This is a genomic window from Streptomyces sp. NPDC001728, from assembly GCF_040297565.1.
Classification (GTDB): domain Bacteria; phylum Actinomycetota; class Actinomycetes; order Streptomycetales; family Streptomycetaceae; genus Streptomyces.
In genome coordinates this window covers 70,971-91,422 of sequence record NZ_JBEOZK010000016.1, presented here as the reverse complement: position 1 = coordinate 91,422, position 20,452 = coordinate 70,971, and the positions used below count along the sequence as shown (strand labels likewise).

Here is a 20,452-nt window from a genome sequence, read left to right as displayed (position 1 = left end):
GGTGCTTGGCATGTCCCCGCGTATTCCGCTCCCTCCGCCGCCCCCGCCCGCCGAACTCCAGAGCTGGCCCGACCGGGACGCGCGGCTCGCCGACCGGGCGCTGGCCCTCGACGAGCTCGGCCGACGGCTGCTCGGCGGCGGGCGGCTCGCGCTGTTCCTGCTCTGGTTCCTCCTGCTGGAACTGGGCTGGTCGATGATCGGCCTCCTGGCCATCGCGGCCGGCGCGCCCCTGCCCGACCCGTTCATGGTGGTGTTCGGGATCATCTCGGCGTTCTTCGGCCTCGGGGTCTTCGGCCCGGCCGTGTGGCTGACGATCCGCAGCCTGCGGCGCGACCGGACCGTCCGCGAGCGCCTCGCCCAGTGGGCGGCCCTCGACCGGCACGCCCCGACGGACGCCCGGCTGCGCGCCCCCGTCCTCAGTGCCGCCTGGTTCCTGCTGTCCTTCGCGCTGTGCGGAACGGGCCTCTGGCTGGGCTTCGCGGTCCCGGCGGGCGTGAGCCGCGACGACGGGTACGGCCTGGTCGTCTACGGCATGGGCGTCGCCCTGATCTTCTGGATCACCGGCCTGACCGGCCTTGCCAAGGCCTTCGGCCACTACCGCTTCGCGGTCCGCCTGACCGGCGGAGGCGACGTCCGGCCGGGAGATGGCGTCCGGCCGGGAGATGGCGTCCGGTCGGAAGGTGACGTCCGGTCGGGAGGGGAGTCCTAGCCCTTCGTGGTTCCCGCCGGCCGTCCGATCAGCATCGTCGGTGCGCCCGCCACCCGGGTGAGCAGGACCGTCGCCGAGTTGGGGCCCTTCGGCTTCACCTTGCGGCGGATCTCCTCGGGTTCGACCGCCGAGCCGCGCTTCTTGACCGTCAGCGTGCCGACCTCGCGCTCCCGCAGCAGCGCCTTCAACTTCTTGAGGTTGAAGGGGAGTTCGTCGGTGATCTCGTAGGCGGCGGCGTACGGGGTGGGGACGAGCGCGTCGGCCGTGATGTACGCGATCGTCGCGTCGATCAGACCGCCGTCCAGGCCCTCCGCCACCTCCGCGACCAGGTGCGCGCGGATGACCGCGCCGTCCGGCTCGTAGAGGTAGCGGCCGACCGGGCGGACCGCCGGGTCGGGCAGGCCCCGGCCGACCAGGCCGGCCCCCGAGGGGAGCAGGGTGGCGCGGCGCGCGCCCGGCCGCGTACCGAACCAGAGCACGGCCTCCTTGACGTCCCCGCCGTCCGAGATCCACTCGGCCTCGGCGTCCTCGGGAACGGCCTCGTGGGGGATGCCGGGGGCCACCTTCAGGGCCGCGTGCGGGGCCTTGCGGGCCGCCTCGACCGCCCAGGAGAGCGGCGGGGAGTAGGCCTCGGGGTCGAAGATCCGGCCCCGGCCGCCGCGTCGCGCCGGGTCGACGAAGACCGCGTCGTACGGGCTGGTGTCGATGTCGGTGACATCCGCGCACCGCACCTCGATCAGCTCCGCGAGGCCGAGCGCCTCGGCGTTGGCGCGGGCCGCCTCGGCGGTCAGCGGGTCGCGGTCGACGGCGAGGACGGAGATCCCGGCGCGGGCGAGGGCGATCGCGTCGCCGCCGATGCCGGAGCAGAGGTCCGCGACGCTCCGGACGCCGAGCGCCTTGAGGCGGGCCGCCCGGTAGGTGCCGACGGAGGCGCGCGTCGACTGCTCGACGCCGTTGGGCGTGAAGTACATCCGGTACGCGTCCTCCGCGCCGAACTTCGCCACCGCCCGCTGCCGCAGGCGCGCCTGTCCGACGGCCGCCGTGACCAGTTCGGCGGGGTGGTCGCGGCGCAGCCGGGAGACGACGGCCAGCTCCTGGGCGGGGTCGTGGTCGCGCAGCGCGGCCAGCAGGGTCTGGCCCTCGGGGCCGAGCAGGGAGGCGAAGGAGGCGAGGTCGGTCACCCGTCCCATTGTGGGCCCTGCGGTGGTGTGGGCCGGCCGGGGGACGGTGGCGGCGGTACGGCGGTGTCGCGGCCCGGAAGGGCTTGCGCGCTGACAGGATGCGGCGCCATACCGCTCGTACGACAAAAGGAACAAATGATGGTCAAAGGTGTGCACCGTTCCTCTCGGGCGCTCGGGGCGGCGCTCGCCTTCGCCGCCCTCGCCGCCGCCACGGCCTGCTCCGCCGGCACCGAGCCGGCCGGCGGCCCGCCCGCACCCGCCGCCGGGCAGCACGCCCAGGGACAGGGTGCCGCCGGCGCGCTCAACGCGTACGTCGAGAAGGTCCGCGCGCAGCGGGCCGCCCGCGTCCTCGCCGCCAAGAAGTGGGGCCTGGCCCGGCCCCCGCTCGAAGCGCCCGCCCCGCCCGCCGTCAAGCCGAAGATCACCACCCGCAAGGGCTTCGAGACGGACGGCGAAGGCCTGCCACCGGTCTTCACCACCGTGCCGACCAAGCAGAAGGTCGTGTTCCTGACGATCGACGACGGCGCGGAGAAGGACCCCGCGCTGCTGCGGATGATGAACGACCTCCGCATCCCGTACAGCGCCTTCCTCAGCGACTACGTCGTCAAGGACGACTACGCCTACTTCGCCCGTATGCAGAAGTCGCAGCCGGGCGGGATCGCCCTGAACAACCACACCCTCAACCACCGCTACCTGCCCGGACTGTCGTACAGCGAGCAGAAGCGCGAGATCTGCGGCATGCAGGACGTCATCGAGAAGCGCTTCGGCAAACGCCCGCCGCTCTTCCGCCCCCCGTACGGCAACTACAACGAGGACACCCTGCGCGCGGCGAAGTCCTGCGGCGTCAAGGCCGTCCCGCTGTGGGCCTCCGAGGCCTTCCCCGACCACATGGAGTGGCGCGAGTGGGACCGGGACCTGCACCCCGGCGACATCGTGCTCACCCACTTCCGGGGCAAGGAGGACTGGAAGGGCACCATGCCGGACATGATCCGCAGGGTGATGGACGTGATCACGGCCAAGGGGTACGCGGTCGCCAAGCTCGAGGACTACGTGTGAGCCCAGCGCGACCGAGCCGCCGGGGGCCGCGTGCGCGTGCGCGCCGGTCCCTCGCCGTCCTGCTGCTCGTCGGCGTCCTGCTCGGCCTCGGTGGCTGCGCCTCGGCCGTGGACTCGATCGAGCGCCTCGGCCGCAAGGCGGCGGAACGGGTCGGCACCGGCCGGGACGGGACGGAGCGGGCCGACGCCACCCGTGACGCGCCGGAACACCTCGGCACGGACCGGGACTCGGAGGCGGTGCGGACCGCCACGGAGTGAGGAATTGGCACTCCGCTTGACCGAGTGCTAATCGCGGTCATAGTCTCGGCTCTGGCACTCCCCACTGGAGAGTGCCAACACAGCGACGGGCAGGTCCGGCACCCGCGACGACGGATCCACCTGGTCGCCACCTCAGACAGTTAACCCCGAGATCTCCGAAGGGGGAGGTCGGATCGTGACGACCACCAGCTCCAAGGTTGCCATCAAGCCGCTCGAGGACCGCATTGTGGTCCAGCCGCTCGACGCCGAGCAGACCACCGCCTCTGGCCTGGTCATCCCGGACACGGCGAAGGAGAAGCCCCAGGAGGGCGTCGTCCTGGCCGTGGGCCCGGGTCGCTTCGAGAACGGCGAGCGTCTGCCGCTCGACGTCAAGACCGGCGACATCGTGCTGTACAGCAAGTACGGCGGCACCGAGGTGAAGTACAACGGCGAGGAGTACCTCGTCCTCTCGGCTCGCGACGTGCTCGCGATCGTCGAGAAGTAATTCACCGACGTACCGAAGTACCTGAAGTACCGAGCACTGAAGCAGATGCTCTAGAGCTGCGCCCCGAGGCCCCTTCCAGGCGCCCCGGGGCGCGGTTCGTTCCACCCCGATTCCGAGAGGGCTGAACCGCTCCCATGGCGAAGATCCTGAAGTTCGACGAGGACGCCCGTCGCGCCCTTGAGCGCGGCGTCAACAAGCTTGCCGACACGGTGAAGGTGACGATCGGCCCCAAGGGCCGCAACGTCGTCATCGACAAGAAGTTCGGCGCCCCCACCATCACCAACGACGGTGTCACGATCGCCCGCGAGGTCGAGATCGAGGACCCGTACGAGAACCTCGGCGCCCAGCTGGTGAAGGAGGTGGCGACCAAGACCAACGACATCGCGGGTGACGGCACCACCACCGCCACCGTGCTCGCCCAGGCCCTGGTCCGCGAGGGTCTGCGCAACGTCGCCGCGGGTGCCTCCCCGGCCGCCCTGAAGAAGGGCATCGACGCCGCCGTCAAGGCCGTCTCCGACGAGCTGCTCGCCACCGCGCGCCCGATCGAGGACAAGTCCGACATCGCCGCCGTCGCCGCGCTCTCCGCGCAGGACCAGCAGGTCGGCGAGCTCATCGCCGAGGCGATGGACAAGGTCGGCAAGGACGGTGTCATCACCGTCGAGGAGTCCAACACCTTCGGCCTGGAGCTCGACTTCACCGAGGGCATGGCCTTCGACAAGGGCTACCTGTCCCCGTACATGGTGACCGACCAGGAGCGTATGGAGGCCGTCCTCGACGACCCGTACATCCTGATCAACCAGGGCAAGATCTCCTCGATCCAGGACCTGCTGCCCATCCTGGAGAAGGTCATCCAGGCCGGCGCCGGCAAGCCGCTGCTGATCATCGCCGAGGACGTCGAGGGCGAGGCCCTGTCGACCCTGGTCGTCAACAAGATCCGTGGCACGTTCAACGCCGTGGCCGTCAAGGCCCCCGGCTTCGGCGACCGCCGCAAGGCCATGCTCGGTGACATCGCCACCCTCACCGGTGCGACCGTCATCGCCGAGGAGGTCGGCCTCAAGCTCGACCAGGCCGGTCTGGACGTGCTCGGCACCGCCCGCCGCGTCACCATCACCAAGGACGACACCACGATCGTCGACGGTGGCGGCGACTCGTCCGAGGTGCAGGGCCGCGTCAACCAGATCAAGGCCGAGATCGAGTCCACGGACTCCGACTGGGACCGCGAGAAGCTCCAGGAGCGCCTCGCGAAGCTGGCCGGCGGCGTGTGCGTGATCAAGGTCGGCGCCGCCACCGAGGTGGAGCTGAAGGAGAAGAAGCACCGTCTCGAGGACGCCATCTCCGCGACCCGCGCCGCGGTCGAGGAGGGCATCGTCTCCGGCGGTGGCTCCGCGCTCGTCCACGCCGTCAAGGTCCTCGAGGACAACCTCGGCAAGACCGGCGACGAGGCCACGGGTGTCGCGGTCGTCCGCCGCGCCGCCGTCGAGCCGCTGCGCTGGATCGCCGAGAACGCCGGCCTCGAGGGCTACGTCATCACCTCGAAGGTGGCGGAGCTCGACAAGGGCCAGGGCTTCAACGCCGCGACCGGCGAGTACGGCGACCTGGTCAAGGCCGGCGTCATCGACCCGGTGAAGGTGACGCGCTCCGCCCTGGAGAACGCCGCCTCGATCGCCTCCCTCCTCCTCACCACCGAGACCCTCGTGGTGGAGAAGAAGGAAGAGGAGCCGTCGGACGGTGGCCACGGCCACGGTCACGGCCACTCGCACTGAGGCAGCTGACTGACAGTCGAGGCCCGGTGCTCCCGTCGCGGGAGCACCGGGCCTCGGTGTTTCTGCCTGTCGGTGTCTCTGCTCGTCGGTGATTCCGTCTGTCGGTGCCGTCACCCCTCGACCGCGCCGAGCTGCCCCATCAGCCCGAGCAGGTCGTACTGCCACCAGCCCTCCGCGATCTTCCCGTCCTCCCGGAAGCGGTGGATGACCGTGCCGGTCATCGTCACGTCCATGCCGGTGGGCTGGAGCCCCATGAAGTCGCCGTTGTGGGAGCCCCGCCAGGTGAAGCGGGTGCACACCCGGTCGCCGTCCGCGAGCTGGTCGTCGACGACGAAGGAGAAGTCGAAGCCGCCCCGCCACATCTCGACCTCGCGCCGGACGGCGTCCATGCCGATGACGTCCTGCCCGTTCGTCGGATCGTGGTCGTGGTACCCCTCGGCGAGCACCTCGTCGAGCAGCGCGAGTTCCGGCTCGGACTCGAACATCCCCAGGAGGCGGCGGGCGGTCGCCATGTGGAGGGCCTCGTCCCGGACGACGTCCAGGTCCGTGAAGGTCGGCATCTCGTCACAGAGCGCGACCATCTCCCGGAAGATCCGGTCGGTCTCGGGAAGCTGGGAATTCCGCATGGCCACGTCGTACGAGGGGAACTCGACGATCTCCACGAGGTGCGAGGCGTCGGACCGGTCCTTGCCGACGATGCTGTGGGTGGCGGTCCGCTTGCCCTGGGTCTGCTCGACCCACCGGTCCATGAGCCGGTTCAGGTCGTCCATCCGGCTGGTCCTGCAGTCGATGATCTGTACGAACGTCATGACGCCTCCAGACCCAGGTGCGGTCCTTCCAGTCTAGGTCGGGTCCATGGAGCCGGCCGGGTTCCGCCGGCGCTCCTCCCGCCCGCGGCTACGCCGAGCGCTGGAGGTCCGAGGCCCGTACCTCCTCCGCGAACGGGTCCCCCTTCCCGTAGCGCTCCACCTCGTCCAGCGCCTGGTCCGTCATGCGGTGGAGTTCGTTGCCCAGGGAGCCCGCCACGTGCGGGGTGAGCAGGACGTTCGGGAGGGTGTAGAGCGGGGAGCCCGGGGGCGGGAGTTCCGGGTCCGTGACGTCCAGGGTGGCGTGCAGGCGGCCCCGCACGAGGTGGGGGAGCAGGGCCTGTTCGTCGATCAGGGAGCCCCGGGAGGTGTTGATCAGGGTCGCGCCGTCCGGCATCGCCGCCAGTTGCGCCGCGCCGATCATGCGGTACGTGGACGGGAGCTGGGGCGCGTGGACCGAGACGACCGTGCTGCGGGCGCACAGCTCGTCGAGGTCCGTGACCAGCTCGACGCCGGCGGGCGGGACCTGTACGTACGGGTCGTACAGCAGGATCTCGATGTCGAAGGGGCGCAGCAGGTCGATGACCCTGCGGCCGATGCGGGAGGCGCCGACGACGCCGACCGTGCGGCGGTAGTTGCCCCAGGCGGCGGACTCGGTGAGCCAGGAGTGGTCGGCGCGGAGTTCCGCGTACCGCTGGGCGGAGCCGAGGACCCGTTTCCCGGCGAAGAGGATCGCGGCGAGGGTGTACTCGGCGACGGGGAGCGCGTTGGCGGCGGCGGCCGAGGTGACGCGCAGCCCGCGCTCCCAGCAGGCGTCGGTGATGTGGTGCTTGACCGAGCCGGCCGCGTGGACGACCGCCCTCAGGCGGGGCGCGCGGTCCAGGATCTCGGCGGTGAGCGGGGTCGCTCCCCAGCAGGTGAGGAGGATCTCGGCCTCGGCGAGGGCGGCGGCGACCCGGGGGCCGGGGTCCCTCAGGTCGTGGGCGACCAGGTGCGGGTCGGTGCGGCTGAGGGCCGTGAGGCGGGTGCGGTGGGCGTCGGTGAGAAGGCGTTCGGCGACGTCCTCGCCCATCGCGAGCAGCAGCGCGGGGCGGTTGTCAGTGGTCGGGTGCATCGTTGTACCTGTGTTCCTCACTTGACGCTGCCGGCGGTGAGACCGGCCTTCCAGTGGCGCTGGAGGGAGACGAAGGCGACGACGAGGGGGACGACGGCGAGCAGGGATCCGGTGACGACGAGGGGGTAGTAGTCGGGTTCGGCGTGGGCGTTGCTGTTCCACGCGTACAGGCCGAGGCTCAGGGGGTAGAGCTTCTGGTCCGACAGCATCACCAGGGGGAGGAAGAAGTTGTTCCAGACGGCGGTGAACTGGAAGAGGAAGACGGTCACGAAGCCGGGCATCACCATGCGCAGACCGATGGACCAGAAGACGCGCAGCTCGCCGGCGCCGTCGATACGGGCGGCCTCCAGGGCCTCATCGGGGATGTAGCCGGCGCAGAACACCCGGGACAGGTAGACGCCGAAGGGGTTGACGAGGACCGGGATCAGGACGGCCCAGTAGGTGTTGACGATGCCGACCTCGCTGGCGAGGAGGTACATCGGCAGGGCGAGCGCGGTGGTGGGGACGAGCACGCCCAGGAGGACGAGGCCGAAGAGCTTCTCCTTGCCCTTGAAGTCGTAGACGTGGAAGGCGTATCCGGCGGCGACGCTGACGAACGAGCAGGCCAGCGCGCCGAGTCCGGCGTAGAGGAGGCTGTTCAGGTACCAGTGGAAGTAGATGCCGTCGTTGTACTCGGCGAGCCGTGAGAGGTTGCCGCCGAGGTCGAAGCCCTCGAAGGAGAAGGCGTTTCCGGCGAGGAGACCGCCCGCGTCCTTGGTGGCGGCGGTCAGCAGCCAGACGAGCGGGAAGAGCATGTAGACGACGGCGAGGAGGAGGGCGCCGTTGACGGCGGTCTTCGACAGCCAGCGGTTGGGGGTACGGGGCCTGCTCATGCGGCCTTCTCCTTCCGGGCCGCACCGGCCTTGCGGCGCCCGGTCAGCCGGGTCACCACGAAGGAGAGCAGCGCCGCCGTCAGGGCGAGGAGTACGGAGGCGGCGGCGGCGAGCCCGTAGTCGTTGCGGTCGAAGGCCGCGGTGTAGGCGTACATGTTCGGCGTCCAGGTGGAGGTGACGGCGGATCCGGTGCCCTTGCTGAGGATCAGCGGCTCGGTGAAGAGCTGGAGGGAGCCGATGACCGTGAAGAGGCCGACCATCGCGAGGGAGGCCTTGACCAGCGGGATCTTGACGGAGAAGGCGATCCGCCAGGCCCCGGCCCCGTCGACGGTGGCCGCTTCGAGGACGGAGCGGTCGATGGCCTGGAGGGCCGCGTAGAAGATGACCATGTTGTAGCCGAGCCACTCCCACAGGGCGATGTTGACGACGGAGGGCAGGGCGCCTTCGGGGGAGAAGAAGTCGAAGCCGATGCCGCCGGACTCCATGGCCTGGACGACCGGGCTGAGCTGGGGTGTGTAGAGGTAGACCCAGATCAGGGCGGCGATGATGCCGGGGACGGCGTGCGGCAGGAACAGCGCCAGCTGGAAGAAGCGGCGGGCGCGGGCGAGCGCCGAGTCGAGCAGGAGGGCGAGGCCGAGGGCTCCGGCGAGCAACAGCGGGATGTAGAAGAGGCAGTAGCCGAGCAGGACGCCGAAGCCCTCGCGGAAGGCCCGGTCACCCAGCGCCGCGGTGTAGTTGTCGAGGCCGGTGAAGACGGTCTCGGTGCCGCCGAAGCCCAGTCCGGACTGCTTCTCGGTGAAGAGGCTGAGCCAGACCGCGTATCCGATCGGCACCACCATCACCGCGGTGAAGAGCAGGAAGAAGGGGGTCAGCAGGATCGTGGCGGCGCGGGTGCGGGCCTTCATACGGTCAGCCCTCGACCTTCAGGCCGCGCTTGGTGAGTTCGGCGACGGTGGCGTCGTGGCCGGCCTTGACGGCTTCGGCGATGCCGGGGCCGCCCTGGGCGATCTTGCCGAAGTTGTCCTTGATGGTGGTGTTGGTGGTGCCGGTGGTCGGTCCCCAGGCCCAGCCGGAGCTGATGGCGGCGCCCGCGTTCTCGAAGAGGGCGTAGATGTCCTGGCCGCCGTAGTAGCTCGCGTCGAAGGCCTTCTTCGCGGCGGGGCGGAGCGCGGTGGCGGCCGGGAAGGCGGAGGAGGTGCCGGAGGCGATGCGGGCCTTGACGCCTGCCTCGGTGGTGGACATCCACTCGGCGAAGGTGACGGCCGCGGCCTTCTGCTTGCTGTCCTTGGTCACGGCGAAGGAGGTGCCGCCGAGCATGCCGCTGGCGGGCTTGCCGTCCCAGCTGGGCATGGGGGCGACGGCCCACTTGCCGCTCTGCTCGGGGAGGGTGCCCTTGAGGACGCCCGCGCCCCAGCTGGCGCCGAGGTAGCCGATGGTGGTGCCGTTCTTGAGGGAGCCGGTCCACTCGGGGCTGAAGGAGGCGTTCTTGTGGACGAGTCCGCCGTCGAGGAGGCCCTGCCAGTAGGCGGCGACCTTGGTGGTGGCGGGGTCGGTGGTGTTGATCTTCCAGGTGTCGTTCTCGGCCTTGAACCACTGGGCGCCGGCCTGCCAGGCCATGGCCTCGAAGGTGGTCGGGTCGTCCGGGAAGAAGGTGGCGATACGGGCCTTGGCGTCGGCCTTCTTGACCTGCTCGGCGGCCTTCTTGAACTCGTCCCAGGTGGTGGGGACCTGGACCTGGTACTTCGCGAAGAGGTCCTTGCGGTAGAAGAAGGCCTGCGGGGCGGCGTCGAAGGGGACGGCCCAGGTCTTGCCGCCGAGGGTGGTGAGGTCGACGGTCTGCGGCAGCAGCTTGGCGCGGTCGGCCTCGGTGAACTCGCCGCCGATGTCCTGGAGGGCGCCGGAGCTCACGAACTCGGGGAGCGAGGAGTACTCGATGGAGACGAGGTCGGGGGCGTTGCCGGCCTTCACCGCGTTGGAGATCTTGGCGTAGCCGCCGGCGGTGCCGGAGGGGATCTCCTCGAACTTCACCTGGATGTCGGTGTGGGAGGCGTTGAAGGCGTCGACGACGTCCTTGGAGCCCTTGGCCCAGCCCCAGAAGGTGAGGGTCACGGGCCCGGCGGGCTTGTTCGCGGTGTCGTCACCGCCGCCGCCGCAGGCCGTGAGGACGGCGAGGGCGGTGGCGGTGCCGGCTATGACACGGGACGTTCTGCTCCAACTGCGGGTCACGGCACGACTCCTGAGGGCGGCGACGGGGAGGTTGTGGCCGTGATCCTGTGACCGTTCATGACCGAAGTCAAGAGCGAAAGATTGATTGATCGAAAAAAGATCAGAAAGTATGGGGGGGACGCGCCCCGCAGGAGGCCCGCACCCGCAGCCTCGGCAGCAGGCCGAGATGGCGCCGCGCCGCGTCCTCGTCGGGGTCCTGGGTGAGCCGCTCCACCAGGAGTTCCGTCGCGTGCCGCCCCACCTGCCGCTTCGGCGGGGCGACCGCCGTGAGCGGGGTGTCCGCGAGCGCGGCGACCTCGTCGTCGTACGCGATCAGGGCCAGGTCCTGCGGCACCCGCACGCCCAGCTCGGCCAGGCGCTGCACGATCTCGATCGCGTCCACGTCGTTGTGCACCAGGGCCGCGCCCGCCAGGCCCGAACCCACTGCCTCGTGCAGCGCCCGGACCGCCCGCTCGAAGCCCTCCGGGTCCGCCTCCGCCGGCACGGAGTCGATGACCGGCCGCGGCTCCTCCAGGCCCAGCGTCTTCAGCGCGTCGGCGTACCCGGTGCGCACCGCGAGCGCGGTGGGGGAGTCCTTGCGGGCCACGAGCAGCGGGGTCGCGTGCCCGAGGGAGAGCAGGTGGCGCAGGGCGAGCAGCACGCCGTGGCCGTGGTCGGACGCCACCCGGTCCAGCCCGTCCAGCGGGCTGCCGGGCTCGGCGGTGCGCTCCAGGAGCACCGCCGGCACGGGGAGTTCGGCCAGCCAGTCGCCGTACGCCGGGCGGTCCTCGGGACCCCGCCAGCCGGGCGCGACGAGCACCCCCTCGGCGCCGGCCGCGAGCAGCCCCTCGGTGCGGGCCCGGTCCTCCTCCGGCCGGTAGTCCGAGATGCGCAGCACGAGCCGCGCCCCGGCGCGGGCCGCCGCCTCGTGCGCCCCCCGGATGACCTCGGCGAAGTAGTACGTGGCGGAGGGCGCGAGCAGGCCGAGGACCAGGCCCTCGCCGGTCCCTCCGCCGCCGGGCGCGCCCTGCCGGAGCGGCCAGGACACCTGGCCGTGCACCCGGTCGAGCAGGCCGCGGCCGGACAGGACCTCGACATCGCGGCGGGCGGTGACGGGGGAGACCCCGAGCCGTTCGGCCAGTTCGGAGACGCGGGCGGTGCCGCGCTCGCGCACCAGGGCCAGCAGTCGGTCGTGTCGTTCGGCAGCACTCTCGCGCACGGCGCGTTCCCCCTCGCGGTGGTGGTGGATCCCCGACCCTAGCCCAGGAATGATCGAACGACGGGAGTTTCGATCATTCGCTCCGAATCTCTTGACGTTCGATCGGAGCCTGTTCAGGATTTCCGGCGACGCAGATGTCACCGCAGGAGTCCCAGGGAGCATCATGCCCACGCCGCCGGAGAACCGTGAGCTCAGCCCGTACACCGGCTGGACGCGTGCCCACTGGGAGAGCACGGCCGACCGACTCCTCCTGGACGTACGCCCGTTCGCCTCGCCCGGCCTCGGCCTCATCGACCTCCCCGGACCCCGCCCCAGCTGGTCGGGCCCCCGCTCCGACGGCCTGGAGGGCTGGGCCCGCACCTTCCTCCTCGCGGCGCTCAGGGTCGCGGGCGCCCGGGGCCGGGACCCGTACGCGCATCTCGACCGGTACGCGGAGGGGCTCGCGGCGGGGACGGCGGGGACGGTCGGGACGGCGGGGACGGTCGGGAAGGCGGGGACGGTCGGTAAGGCGGGGACGGTCGGTAAGGCGGGGACGGCGAATCCGGGGCAGGTGGGCGGCACCGACTCCTGGCCCCTGATGGCCGACACCCGCCAGGCGATCGTCGAGTCCGCCTCGATCGCCCTCGGTCTCCGCCTCACCCGCCCCTGGCTCTGGGACCGGCTCGACGACCGCGTCCGCGAGCAGGTCGTCGACTGGCTCCGCCCCGCGCTCGAACCCTCCCCCGTCGACAACAACTGGTGGCTGTTCGGCCTCACCGTCGCCGGGTTCCTCCAGGACGCCGGCATCGAGACGGACCTGGCCGCCGCCACGATCGACCGCTCCCTCGCCCGCGTCGAGGACTGGTACCTCGGCGACGGCTGGTACAGCGACGGCGACAACCGCGCCTTCGACCACTACAACGCCTGGGCGCTGCACTTCTACCCCGTGCTCCACGCCCACCTCGCCGGCGACCGGAAGCTCCTCGACCACTACGGGCCCCGCCTGCGCGCCCATCTCGACGACTACGTCCACCTCTTCGACGCCGGCGGCGCCCCCCTCCCGTACGGGCGTTCCCTGATCTACCGCTTCGCCGCAGCCGCCGCGCCCTGGCTGGGCACCCTCACCGGGCACACCCCGCTCACCCCCGGCGCCACCCGCCGCCTCGCCTCCGGCACCCTCCGGTACTTCCTCGACCGGGGCGCCACCGACCCGAACGGGCTCCTCACCCTCGGCTGGCACGGCCCGCACCCGCCGCTCGTCCAGGAGTACTCGGGCCCCGGCTCCCCCTACTGGGCGTCCAAGGGTTTCCTCGGCCTCCTGCTTCCCGGGGACCACCCCGCCTGGACCGACCCCGAGGAACCCCTGCCCGCCGAACGGGCCGACACCGTCCGGGCCTTCGCCCCCGCCGGGCTGCTCGTCCAGAGCACCGCCGCCGACGGGCTCGTACGCCTCCACAACCACGGCAGCAACCACGTGGGCAGCGCGCAGGGCGGGTCGGACGACCCCGGATACGCCCGCCACGCCTACTCGACCCGTACGGGGCCCACCACCGGCGACGCCCCTGCCGACAACCACTTCGCGCTGCTGACGGCGGACGGCCGGGCCACCACCCGGGGCCCCGCCATCCCCCTCGGTACCGGAGCCGACCGGGCCCTCTCCCTCCACCACCCGTTGCCCGGCGTCCGGATCCTCTCCGCGACCCTCGCCCACGGGCGGGCGGAGGTCCGCGCCCATCTCGTCCTCGGCGCCCCGGAAGGGACCCCCGTACGGCAGACCGGCTGGGCCACCACCCCCGACGGGCCGCACGCCCAGCTCCATCCGGTCCACGGCTATCCCGGGGACCGCCCGGCCGTCGAACTCCCCACCGGGGAAACCCTTCAGGGGCCCGGCAGTCGCACCCTGAGCCTGCACGGCGTGACGAGCGGCCCGGCCGCGCTCTTCGTGGCCCTCGCCTCCCTCACCGCCGAGCCCGGCCCCGCACCCGTGTCCGAGCTCGCGACCGTCCGCGTCACCGGCCCCCGGACTCTCACCGTGACCTGGCGGAACGGCACCACCGCCCACCTCGATCTCGAAGTTGCCGCTTCGGACAGTCGGTGACCCAGCCCCCGGCGACCGCTCCCGGTCAGGCGACTGAGCCGCCGAAAGCGCTACTTCGGCCCGTACTTCCGGCCCGCCCTGGAGGACGCCCCGCCCAGCAGGCCGCGCGGCGCCAGCTTCACCACACCCATCAGGGCCTTGTAGCGGGGGTCCGGGATCGACAGCGTCTTCCCCCGCTCCAGGTCCGTCAGGGCCGCCGTCACCAGCTTGTCCGCGTCGAGCCACATCCAGCCCGGGATGTTGTCGGTCCCCATCCCGGCCCGCTCGTGGAACTCGGTCCGTACGAAGCCGGGGCAGAGCGCCATCAGCCGCACCCCGCTGCCCGTGAGGTCCCGCGCCGCGCCCTGGGTGAACTGCACGACCCAGGCCTTCGAGGCGCCGTACGTCCCCCGGGGGACGAAGGCCGCCACCGAGGCGACGTTCACGACGGCGCCCCGGCGGCGCTCCTTCATCGAGACGGCGGCGGCCGAGGTCAGCCGCAGCACCGCCTCGCAGTGCACCGTGAGCATCTTCAACTCGTCGGCCATGGACACTTCGAGGAAGCGCCCCTTGTTGCCGAACCCGGCGTTGTTCACGAGCAGGTCCACCGGCCGCTTCGGGTCCGAGAGCCGCGCCTCGACGGCGGCGATCCCCTTCTCCTCCGAGAGGTCCGCCGAGAGCACCTCGGCCTCGACGCCGTGCCGGTCGTGCAGTTCGGTCGCCTGCTCACGGAGGCGCTTCACGTTCCTGGCCACCAGCACGACATCGTGGCCGTCCGCCGCGAGCCTGCGTGCGAAGGCGGCCCCGATGCCCGCGGTGGCGCCCGTAATCAGTGCAGTCGTCATACGGGCACGGTAGTGCCCCGCCGCGGACGTTCTTGTCCGCGTACCGGCGACTACGCGCGCGCGTACTTCTCCGCGTACTTGCGGGCGAGCGCGAGGAGTCCCGACTCCATCCACTCGGCGGCGACCAACGTGCTGGGCAGCAGCGGGCGTTCGGTGGTGGCGGCGCGGTGGAGCAGCGCGACCGTGATGTCGTGGTCCGGCCGGTGGACGACGGTGACCGGGTCGCCCGCGCGGATCTCGCCCGGCACGATCACCCGCAGCAGCGCGCCGGGACCCGCCTCGGACTGGGTGAACCGGCGCACCCAGCCCTTCTCCTCGAGGAAGCCCGCGAACGTACGGCAGGGGATGCGACCGCCGGTGACCTCAAGGACCACCTCGTCGCCGATCCGCCAGCGCTCGCCGATCAGCGCCCCGTTCACGTCGAGGCCGGAGGTGGTGAGGTTCTCGCCGAAGGAGCCGTTCGCGATCCCTCGGCCCAGCTCCCGCTCCCACCGATCCAGGTCCTCGCGGGCGAAGGCGTACGCGGCCCGGTCGTCTCCGCCGTGGAACCGCAGGTCGCAGACGGTGTCTCCGGCCAGCCCGCTCGCCCCGACGCCGGGCGCCCCGGGGGACTCGATCCGCACCGGCCCGTCGACCGGGCGCTTGTCGATGCCGGTCGTCCCGGCGGCGGCGTCGGTGTAGTCCACGGCCTTGGCACGGCCCACATTCACACTCAGCAACGTCATGCCGGCACTTTAGGGGCACAGGTCTCAAAGCCGCAGGCGAAAATGTGCTGGTTCACCCAAGATTCGCTTATGCTGGAACGCATGATCGAGGCACGCCATCTCCGCGTCCTGCGCGCCGTCGCCGCCACCGGCTCCTTCTCGGCCGCCGCGCGCGAACTCGGCTGCACCCAGCCCGCCGTCAGCCAGCAGATGAAGGCCCTCGAAGCCTCCGCCGGCACACCGCTGCTGATCCGCGCGGCGCGCGAGATGCGCCTCACGCAGGCCGGCGAGGTCCTCGTCCGGCACGCCTCCGGCATCCTCGCCGGGCTCACCGCCGCCGAGGAGGAGGTCGCCGCCATCGCCGGGCTCCGGGCGGGCCGGGTCCGTCTGGTCTCCTTCCCGAGCGGCAGTTCCACCCTCGTCCCCACCGCGCTCGCCGCCCTGCGGGCCGCGCACCCCGGCACCCGCGTCTCGCTCGTCGAGGCCGAACCGCCGCGCTCGGTCGAGATGCTCCGCGAGGGCGACTGCGACGTGGCCCTGGCCTTCCGTTACGGGGCCGGGCAGGCGGAGTGGGACGACCTGGTGGTCCGGCCGATCCTCGCCGACCGTCTGGTGGGCCTGGTCCCCGAGGGGCACCCGCTCGCCGGGGCCGGCTCCGTGGGCATCGCGGAACTCGCCGAGGAGTCCTGGATCGCGGGCTGCCCGCGCTGCCGCCGCCAGCTCGTCGACGTCTGCGAGGAGGCGGGCTTCACTCCCCGCATCGACTTCGCCACCGACGACTACCCGGCGGTGGTGGGCCTGGTCGGCGCGGGCCTGGGGGTGGCCGTACTGCCGGAGCTGGCCATCGAGTCCGTACGGCCGAAGGGGGCGCGGACCGTGGCCGTGGAGCCCGCCGTGGAGCGGGAGATCGTGGCCCTCACGCTGCCGGACCTGGCACAGGTCCCGGCGGTCGCCGCCACCCTCGACGAACTGACCCGCGCCGCTACGCGCGCGTGAGCCGTCTCGGCCGGGCGAAGGGCGTCCGCGCCGCCACGCGCGCGTAGGCACCCTGAGGGGCCCTCACGCGCGCGTGGGCGCGGCCGTGTCCGGGCTCGGTGGTGTCGCGGTCCTAGTTGAAGAAACGTTCCTTCACATGCGCTCCACGATCGGCCGGCCGGCTGCCGCCGCCGATGTCGTCAGGGGTGACATGGCCGGCGCCGCCGTCATCAGGCGATTGCGCGCGCGTCCCATGAGCTCTTCGCGTTCGTCCTCGGTGAGGCCGCCCCATACGCCGTAGGGCTCCCGCACGGCGAGTGCGTGTGCCGCGCACTCCGCGCGCACCGGGCACCGCATGCAAACCTCTTTCGCCGAGTTCTCACGCGCACTCCGTGCCGCGCCGCGCTCTCCCTCGGGGTGGAAGAACAGAGAGCTGTCGACTCCGCGGCAGGCCGCGAGGAGTTGCCAGTCCCACAGATCGGCGTTGGGTCCGGGAAGGCGGGAGAAATCTGCCATAGCGCTTGTCCCCTTGAAACCGTGTCGAACGGATAGGTGGGCGGATGGATGGCTGATGGCCGGGGGTCCTCGGGCCCCGGCGGGTCCGGGTCGGTACACCTACTGTCGAAGTAGATGTAAATATGACTCATTGCGAATCTAGCCACAGACACTGCGAAAAGGGAAGAAAACCCGCTAAATGGTGCATAGCTTTCAGTGAAGGGTGAATGACCCGCGTCGCTCTCCTCTGTGCGCAACCCCTCACGTAGAGTGCCGAAGGCCGCCGTCCGACCCGTAACTCTTTCGAGTGACCGTCGTTGAGAGTGCGGAGGCGGTTGAAGGAACAAGCGCTCGGGCAGGTGTCCGAGAGCGTCAATCGCACAGGTGACGATTACGTAAGCCCTGGAGGCTCAAGGTGACGCGCAACAGCTGCGAGAGCCGCGGAGGTCAGGCATGACATCCGTCCTCGTCTGCGACGACTCCCCGCTTGCCCGAGAGGCGCTCCGCCGGGCGGTCGCGACCGTGCCCGGCGTCGAGCGTGTGACCACCGCGGCCAACGGCGAGGAAGTCCTCCGCCGCTGGGGCGCGGACCGCTCGGACCTGATTCTGATGGACGTGCGCATGCCCGGTCTGGGCGGCGTGGAGACCGTCCGCCGGCTGCTCTCCGCGGACCCCGGCGCCCGCATCATCATGCTCACGGTCGCCGAGGACCTCGACGGCGTCGCCCTCGCGGTCGCCGCGGGTGCGCGTGGCTATCTGCACAAGGACGCCTCGCGCGCCGAGCTGCGGGCCACCGTCACCCAGGCACTCGCCGACCCGACCTGGCGGCTCGCCCCGCGCCGCCTCCGTTCGGCCGAGATGGGCGCCGCGCCCACCCTCACCGCACGCGAGATCCAGGTCCTCGAAGGCATGAGCCACGGCCGGTCCAACGCGGAGATCGGGCGCGAGCTCTTCCTCTCCGAGGACACCGTCAAGACCCACGCCCGGCGTCTCTTCAAGAAGCTGGGCGCCTCGGACCGGGCGCACGCCGTCGCCCTCGGTTTCCGCTGGGGCCTGGTCCGCTGAGTCGCAGGTCACCCGCCGTGTCCCCGTCCCCGTCCGCGTCCTTCGCGGGCCGGACGGGGCGGGCTTGTGTCACTTCCCCGCCGGATGACGCATCCTTGAGATGTGGAGTTCCTCGGGGACGAGTCGATCGAGCGGGAGGGGAGGGCGCGGGAGATGAGTTCCGGCGCGCCTGCTCATAACGCTTCGGTGCACAACTACGGACGCGGTGCCGCGAACGCAGGGGCGTCGGGGCACCATGGAGCGATGCGCGACGACGAGACCGTGGGTTCCCCCATGCCTGCCGGGCAGGGGGAGATCGGCGCGCTCGTCCGCCGCGCGGTGGAGGGCGACGCCCAGGCCACCCATGACCTGCTCGCGCGCGTGCATCCGCTCGCCCTGCGGTACTGCCGCACCCGCCTCAACCGGCTCCCCGGTGACGCCCGGCACTTCGTCGAGGACCTCGCCCAGGAGGTCTGCGTCGCGGTCCTGATGGCGCTGCCGCGCTACAAGGACACCGGCAGGCCCTTCGAGGCCTTCGTCTTCGCCATCGCCGGACACAAGGTCGCCGACCTCCAGCGGGCCGCCATGCGGCACCCCGGGTCCACGGCCGTGCCCTCCGACGAGATGCCGGAGCGCCCCGACGACTCCCTCGGTCCCGAGGAGCGCGCGCTCCTCAGCGATGACGCCGAGTGGGCCAAGAGGCTGCTCGCCAACCTCCCGGAGAACCAGCGGGAACTGCTCGTGCTCCGGGTCGCCGTCGGGCTGACCGCCGAGGAGACCGGCCAGATGCTCGGCATGTCCCCGGGCGCCGTCCGGGTCGCGCAGCACCGCGCGCTCAGCCGGCTGCGCGCGCTGGCGGAGCAGTAGCACCGAGCGGGCGGTGGCCTCGGCGGGCGGTGGCCTCGGCGGAGCGGTGCGCCGAGCGCGCGCGGTAGCCGGCCAGTAAGTGTTCCCAGTGCGTGTCGGCCCTTTCGTACACGTACGAATGTCCAAAGCTTGCGGCTGATCTTGATCGTGGAATGAGACACCGCTTCGGGCCGTTAGCATGGACATCCGCACCGATCAAGGCCATTTGGGGAAGGTGTCATGACTGCAAACGTCGACGGAGTGCCCGAGAAATTCGCGACACTCGGGCTGACCTACGACGACGTGCTGCTGCTGCCGGGCGCATCCGAGGTGCTCCCGAACGCGGTCGACACCTCGTCCCGCATCTCGCGCAACGTCCGGGTCAACATCCCGCTGCTGTCCGCGGCGATGGACAAGGTGACCGAGTCCCGCATGGCGATCGCGATGGCCCGTCTCGGCGGCGTCGGCGTGCTCCACCGGAACCTCTCCGTCGAGGACCAGGTCAACCAGGTCGACCTCGTGAAGCGCTCCGAGTCCGGCATGGTCACCGACCCGATCACCGTGCACCCGGAGGCGACCCTCGCCGAGGCGGACGCGCTCTGCGCGAAGTTCCGCATCAGCGGCGTCCCCGTCACGGACCCGGCCGGCAAGCTGCTCGGCATCGTGACCAACCGCGACATGGCCTTCGAGAGCGACCGCAGCCGTCAGGTCCGCGAGGTCATGACGCCGATGCCGCTGGTCACCGGCAAGGTCGGCATCTCCGGCGTCGACGCCATGGAGCTGCTGCGCCGCCACAAGATCGAGAAGCTTCCCCTCGTCGACGACAGGGGCGTGCTCAAGGGTCTGATCACCGTCAAGGACTTCGTCAAGGCGGAGAAGTACCCGAACGCGGCGAAGGACTCCGAGGGCCGTCTGCTCGTCGGCGCGGCCGTCGGCGCCAGCCCGGAGTCGCTGGAGCGCGCCCAGGCGCTCGCCGCCGTCGGTGTGGACTTCCTGGTCGTCGACACCTCGCACGGCCACAACAGCAACGCCCTCAGCTGGATGTCGAAGATCAAGTCCAGCGTGAACGTCGACGTGATCGGCGGCAACGTCGCCACGCGTGACGGCGCGCAGGCGATGATCGACGCCGGTGTCGACGGCATCAAGGTGGGCGTCGGCCCCGGTTCCATCTGCACCACCCGCGTGGTCGCGGGCATCGGTGTGCCGCAGGTCACCGCCATCTACGAGGCCTCCCTCGCGGCCCGCGCCGCCGGGATCCCGCTGATCGGCGACGGCGGCCTGCAGTACTCCGGCGACATCGGCAAGGCGCTGGCCGCCGGCGCCGACACCGTGATGCTCGGCAGCCTCCTCGCGGGCTGCGAGGAGTCGCCCGGCGAGCTGATGTTCATCAACGGCAAGCAGTTCAAGTCGTACCGCGGCATGGGCTCGCTCGGCGCCATGCAGTCCCGCGGCCAGGGCCGGTCGTACTCGAAGGACCGCTACTTCCAGGCGGAGGTCACCTCCGACGACAAGCTCGTGCCCGAGGGTATCGAGGGCCAGGTGCCGTACCGCGGCCCGCTCTCCAACGTCCTGCACCAGCTCGTCGGCGGTCTCCGCCAGACCATGGGCTATGTGGGTGCCGCCACGGTCGAGGAGATGGAGTCCAAGGGCCGCTTCGTGCGGATCACCTCCGCGGGCCTCAAGGAGAGCCACCCGCACGACATCCAGATGACGGTCGAGGCACCGAACTACAGCAGGAAGTAACACAGCGCGACGCGTGGGGGCGGTTCCGGAAAACGACCGGAACCGCCCCTCACGCTTGTGTCGGGGATACTGGTAGGC

20 protein-coding genes are annotated in these 20,452 nt (G+C 71.3%); 10 read left to right on the top strand and 10 right to left on the bottom strand.

Features of this window, described 5'->3' with window-relative positions; translation table 11 throughout:
• Positions 1 to 10 precede the first annotated feature (10 nt).
• Entirely contained in the window at positions 11 to 709 is a 699-nt protein-coding gene (locus ABT154_RS23165; RefSeq protein ID WP_351858736.1) for a hypothetical protein, read from the top strand.
• On the opposite strand, the gene ABT154_RS23160 is transcribed toward ABT154_RS23165, so the two are convergent.
• Entirely contained in the window at positions 706 to 1,899 is a 1,194-nt protein-coding gene (locus ABT154_RS23160; protein WP_351858735.1) for a class I SAM-dependent methyltransferase, read from the bottom strand. The two genes, ABT154_RS23165 and ABT154_RS23160, sit on opposite strands and share 4 nt — an antisense overlap.
• A gap of 129 nt (positions 1,900 to 2,028) precedes the next feature.
• Here ABT154_RS23160 and ABT154_RS23155 point away from each other — a divergent pair, with 129 nt between their 5' ends.
• The 4 genes from ABT154_RS23155 (at position 2,029) to groL (ending at position 5,450) form a co-directional block, all read left to right on the top strand.
• A complete protein-coding gene (locus ABT154_RS23155) occupies positions 2,029 to 2,946 on the top strand; it encodes a polysaccharide deacetylase family protein (RefSeq protein WP_351858734.1) in 918 nt (305 codons plus the stop codon).
• Complete coding sequence (locus ABT154_RS23150; protein ID WP_351858733.1) at positions 2,943 to 3,203, top strand: hypothetical protein; 261 nt, start codon at positions 2,943 to 2,945, stop codon at positions 3,201 to 3,203. The genes ABT154_RS23155 and ABT154_RS23150 overlap by 4 nt, the downstream gene beginning before the upstream one ends.
• Positions 3,204 to 3,378: 175 nt before the next feature.
• Entirely contained in the window at positions 3,379 to 3,687 is a 309-nt protein-coding gene (gene groES, locus ABT154_RS23145) for a co-chaperone GroES (protein ID WP_017239619.1), read from the top strand.
• Between the two features lie 134 nt (positions 3,688 to 3,821).
• Positions 3,822 to 5,450 (top strand): chaperonin GroEL, encoded by a 1,629-nt coding sequence (gene groL, locus ABT154_RS23140; protein WP_351858732.1) that lies wholly within the window; start codon positions 3,822 to 3,824, stop codon positions 5,448 to 5,450.
• A 110-nt stretch (positions 5,451 to 5,560) separates the two neighbouring features.
• Here the strand turns inward: groL and ABT154_RS23135 are convergent, their stop codons facing one another.
• The 6 genes from ABT154_RS23135 to ABT154_RS23110 form a co-directional block, all read right to left on the bottom strand.
• Positions 5,561 to 6,259 (bottom strand): ester cyclase, encoded by a 699-nt coding sequence (locus tag ABT154_RS23135; protein ID WP_351858731.1) that lies wholly within the window; start codon positions 6,257 to 6,259, stop codon positions 5,561 to 5,563.
• Positions 6,260 to 6,347: 88 nt separating this feature from the next.
• Positions 6,348 to 7,370, bottom strand: a complete 1,023-nt coding sequence (locus ABT154_RS23130) for a hydroxyacid dehydrogenase (RefSeq protein WP_351858730.1) — start codon at positions 7,368 to 7,370, stop codon at positions 6,348 to 6,350.
• A gap of 17 nt (positions 7,371 to 7,387) precedes the next feature.
• Positions 7,388 to 8,242: a carbohydrate ABC transporter permease gene (locus ABT154_RS23125; RefSeq protein ID WP_317874256.1), complete on the bottom strand. Its 855-nt coding sequence runs from the start codon at positions 8,240 to 8,242 to the stop codon at positions 7,388 to 7,390.
• On the bottom strand, positions 8,239 to 9,147 hold the full coding sequence (locus tag ABT154_RS23120) for a carbohydrate ABC transporter permease (RefSeq protein ID WP_317874255.1): 909 nt from the start codon (positions 9,145 to 9,147) through the stop codon (positions 8,239 to 8,241). The genes ABT154_RS23125 and ABT154_RS23120 overlap by 4 nt, the downstream gene beginning before the upstream one ends.
• 4 nt (positions 9,148 to 9,151) lie before the next feature.
• Complete coding sequence (locus ABT154_RS23115; protein WP_351858729.1) at positions 9,152 to 10,468, bottom strand: ABC transporter substrate-binding protein; 1,317 nt, start codon at positions 10,466 to 10,468, stop codon at positions 9,152 to 9,154.
• 100 nt (positions 10,469 to 10,568) lie between these two features.
• The gene (locus ABT154_RS23110) at positions 10,569 to 11,666 is read right to left on the bottom strand and encodes a substrate-binding domain-containing protein (protein WP_351858728.1); all 1,098 of its coding nucleotides are present in this window, start codon (positions 11,664 to 11,666) and stop codon (positions 10,569 to 10,571) included.
• Positions 11,667 to 11,829: 163 nt separating this feature from the next.
• Here ABT154_RS23110 and ABT154_RS23105 point away from each other — a divergent pair, with 163 nt between their 5' ends.
• Positions 11,830 to 13,743, top strand: coding sequence for a DUF2264 domain-containing protein (locus ABT154_RS23105; protein ID WP_351858727.1), 1,914 nt, complete (start codon positions 11,830 to 11,832; stop codon positions 13,741 to 13,743).
• A gap of 50 nt (positions 13,744 to 13,793) precedes the next feature.
• Here the strand turns inward: ABT154_RS23105 and ABT154_RS23100 are convergent, their stop codons facing one another.
• Positions 13,794 to 14,567: an SDR family NAD(P)-dependent oxidoreductase gene (locus ABT154_RS23100; protein ID WP_351858726.1), complete on the bottom strand. Its 774-nt coding sequence runs from the start codon at positions 14,565 to 14,567 to the stop codon at positions 13,794 to 13,796.
• A gap of 50 nt (positions 14,568 to 14,617) precedes the next feature.
• Entirely contained in the window at positions 14,618 to 15,292 is a 675-nt protein-coding gene (locus ABT154_RS23095) for an MOSC domain-containing protein (protein WP_351858725.1), read from the bottom strand.
• Positions 15,293 to 15,373: 81 nt separating this feature from the next.
• Between ABT154_RS23095 and ABT154_RS23090 the strand changes: the two genes are divergently transcribed.
• Positions 15,374 to 16,267 (top strand): LysR family transcriptional regulator, encoded by an 894-nt coding sequence (locus tag ABT154_RS23090; RefSeq protein ID WP_351858724.1) that lies wholly within the window; start codon positions 15,374 to 15,376, stop codon positions 16,265 to 16,267.
• Positions 16,268 to 16,399: 132 nt separating this feature from the next.
• On the opposite strand, the gene ABT154_RS23085 is transcribed toward ABT154_RS23090, so the two are convergent.
• Positions 16,400 to 16,762 (bottom strand): WhiB family transcriptional regulator, encoded by a 363-nt coding sequence (locus ABT154_RS23085; protein ID WP_351858723.1) that lies wholly within the window; start codon positions 16,760 to 16,762, stop codon positions 16,400 to 16,402.
• A gap of 432 nt (positions 16,763 to 17,194) precedes the next feature.
• On the opposite strand from ABT154_RS23085, the gene ABT154_RS23080 reads away from it, so the two are divergent.
• From ABT154_RS23080 to guaB, 3 genes are all read left to right on the top strand, one after another.
• Positions 17,195 to 17,806, top strand: coding sequence for a response regulator transcription factor (locus tag ABT154_RS23080; protein ID WP_003948568.1), 612 nt, complete (start codon positions 17,195 to 17,197; stop codon positions 17,804 to 17,806).
• 243 nt (positions 17,807 to 18,049) lie between these two features.
• Positions 18,050 to 18,652: a sigma-70 family RNA polymerase sigma factor gene (locus ABT154_RS23075; RefSeq protein WP_351858722.1), complete on the top strand. Its 603-nt coding sequence runs from the start codon at positions 18,050 to 18,052 to the stop codon at positions 18,650 to 18,652.
• A 219-nt stretch (positions 18,653 to 18,871) separates the two neighbouring features.
• The gene (gene guaB, locus ABT154_RS23070; RefSeq protein WP_332435868.1) at positions 18,872 to 20,374 is read left to right on the top strand and encodes an IMP dehydrogenase; all 1,503 of its coding nucleotides are present in this window, start codon (positions 18,872 to 18,874) and stop codon (positions 20,372 to 20,374) included.
• Positions 20,375 to 20,452: the final 78 nt, after the last annotated feature.

Bases quoted from the DNA above. Each gene is read 5' to 3' on its own strand.
- ABT154_RS23155 (WP_351858734.1), top strand. From the start codon at position 2,029: ATGGTCAAAGGTGTGCACCGTTCCTCTCGGGCGCTCGGGGCGGCGCTC.
- guaB (WP_332435868.1), top strand. From the start codon at position 18,872: ATGACTGCAAACGTCGACGGAGTGCCCGAGAAATTCGCGACACTCGGG.
- ABT154_RS23085 (WP_351858723.1), bottom strand. From the start codon at position 16,762: ATGGCAGATTTCTCCCGCCTTCCCGGACCCAACGCCGATCTGTGGGAC.
- ABT154_RS23075 (WP_351858722.1), top strand. From the start codon at position 18,050: ATGCGCGACGACGAGACCGTGGGTTCCCCCATGCCTGCCGGGCAGGGG.
- groL (WP_351858732.1), top strand. From the start codon at position 3,822: ATGGCGAAGATCCTGAAGTTCGACGAGGACGCCCGTCGCGCCCTTGAG.
- ABT154_RS23135 (WP_351858731.1), bottom strand. From the start codon at position 6,259: ATGACGTTCGTACAGATCATCGACTGCAGGACCAGCCGGATGGACGAC.
- ABT154_RS23130 (WP_351858730.1), bottom strand. From the start codon at position 7,370: ATGCACCCGACCACTGACAACCGCCCCGCGCTGCTGCTCGCGATGGGC.
- ABT154_RS23120 (WP_317874255.1), bottom strand. From the start codon at position 9,147: ATGAAGGCCCGCACCCGCGCCGCCACGATCCTGCTGACCCCCTTCTTC.
- ABT154_RS23080 (WP_003948568.1), top strand. From the start codon at position 17,195: ATGACATCCGTCCTCGTCTGCGACGACTCCCCGCTTGCCCGAGAGGCG.
- ABT154_RS23125 (WP_317874256.1), bottom strand. From the start codon at position 8,242: ATGAGCAGGCCCCGTACCCCCAACCGCTGGCTGTCGAAGACCGCCGTC.
- ABT154_RS23100 (WP_351858726.1), bottom strand. From the start codon at position 14,567: ATGACGACTGCACTGATTACGGGCGCCACCGCGGGCATCGGGGCCGCC.
- ABT154_RS23165 (WP_351858736.1), top strand. From the start codon at position 11: ATGTCCCCGCGTATTCCGCTCCCTCCGCCGCCCCCGCCCGCCGAACTC.
- ABT154_RS23095 (WP_351858725.1), bottom strand. From the start codon at position 15,292: ATGACGTTGCTGAGTGTGAATGTGGGCCGTGCCAAGGCCGTGGACTAC.
- ABT154_RS23160 (WP_351858735.1), bottom strand. From the start codon at position 1,899: ATGGGACGGGTGACCGACCTCGCCTCCTTCGCCTCCCTGCTCGGCCCC.
- ABT154_RS23105 (WP_351858727.1), top strand. From the start codon at position 11,830: ATGCCCACGCCGCCGGAGAACCGTGAGCTCAGCCCGTACACCGGCTGG.
- ABT154_RS23090 (WP_351858724.1), top strand. From the start codon at position 15,374: ATGATCGAGGCACGCCATCTCCGCGTCCTGCGCGCCGTCGCCGCCACC.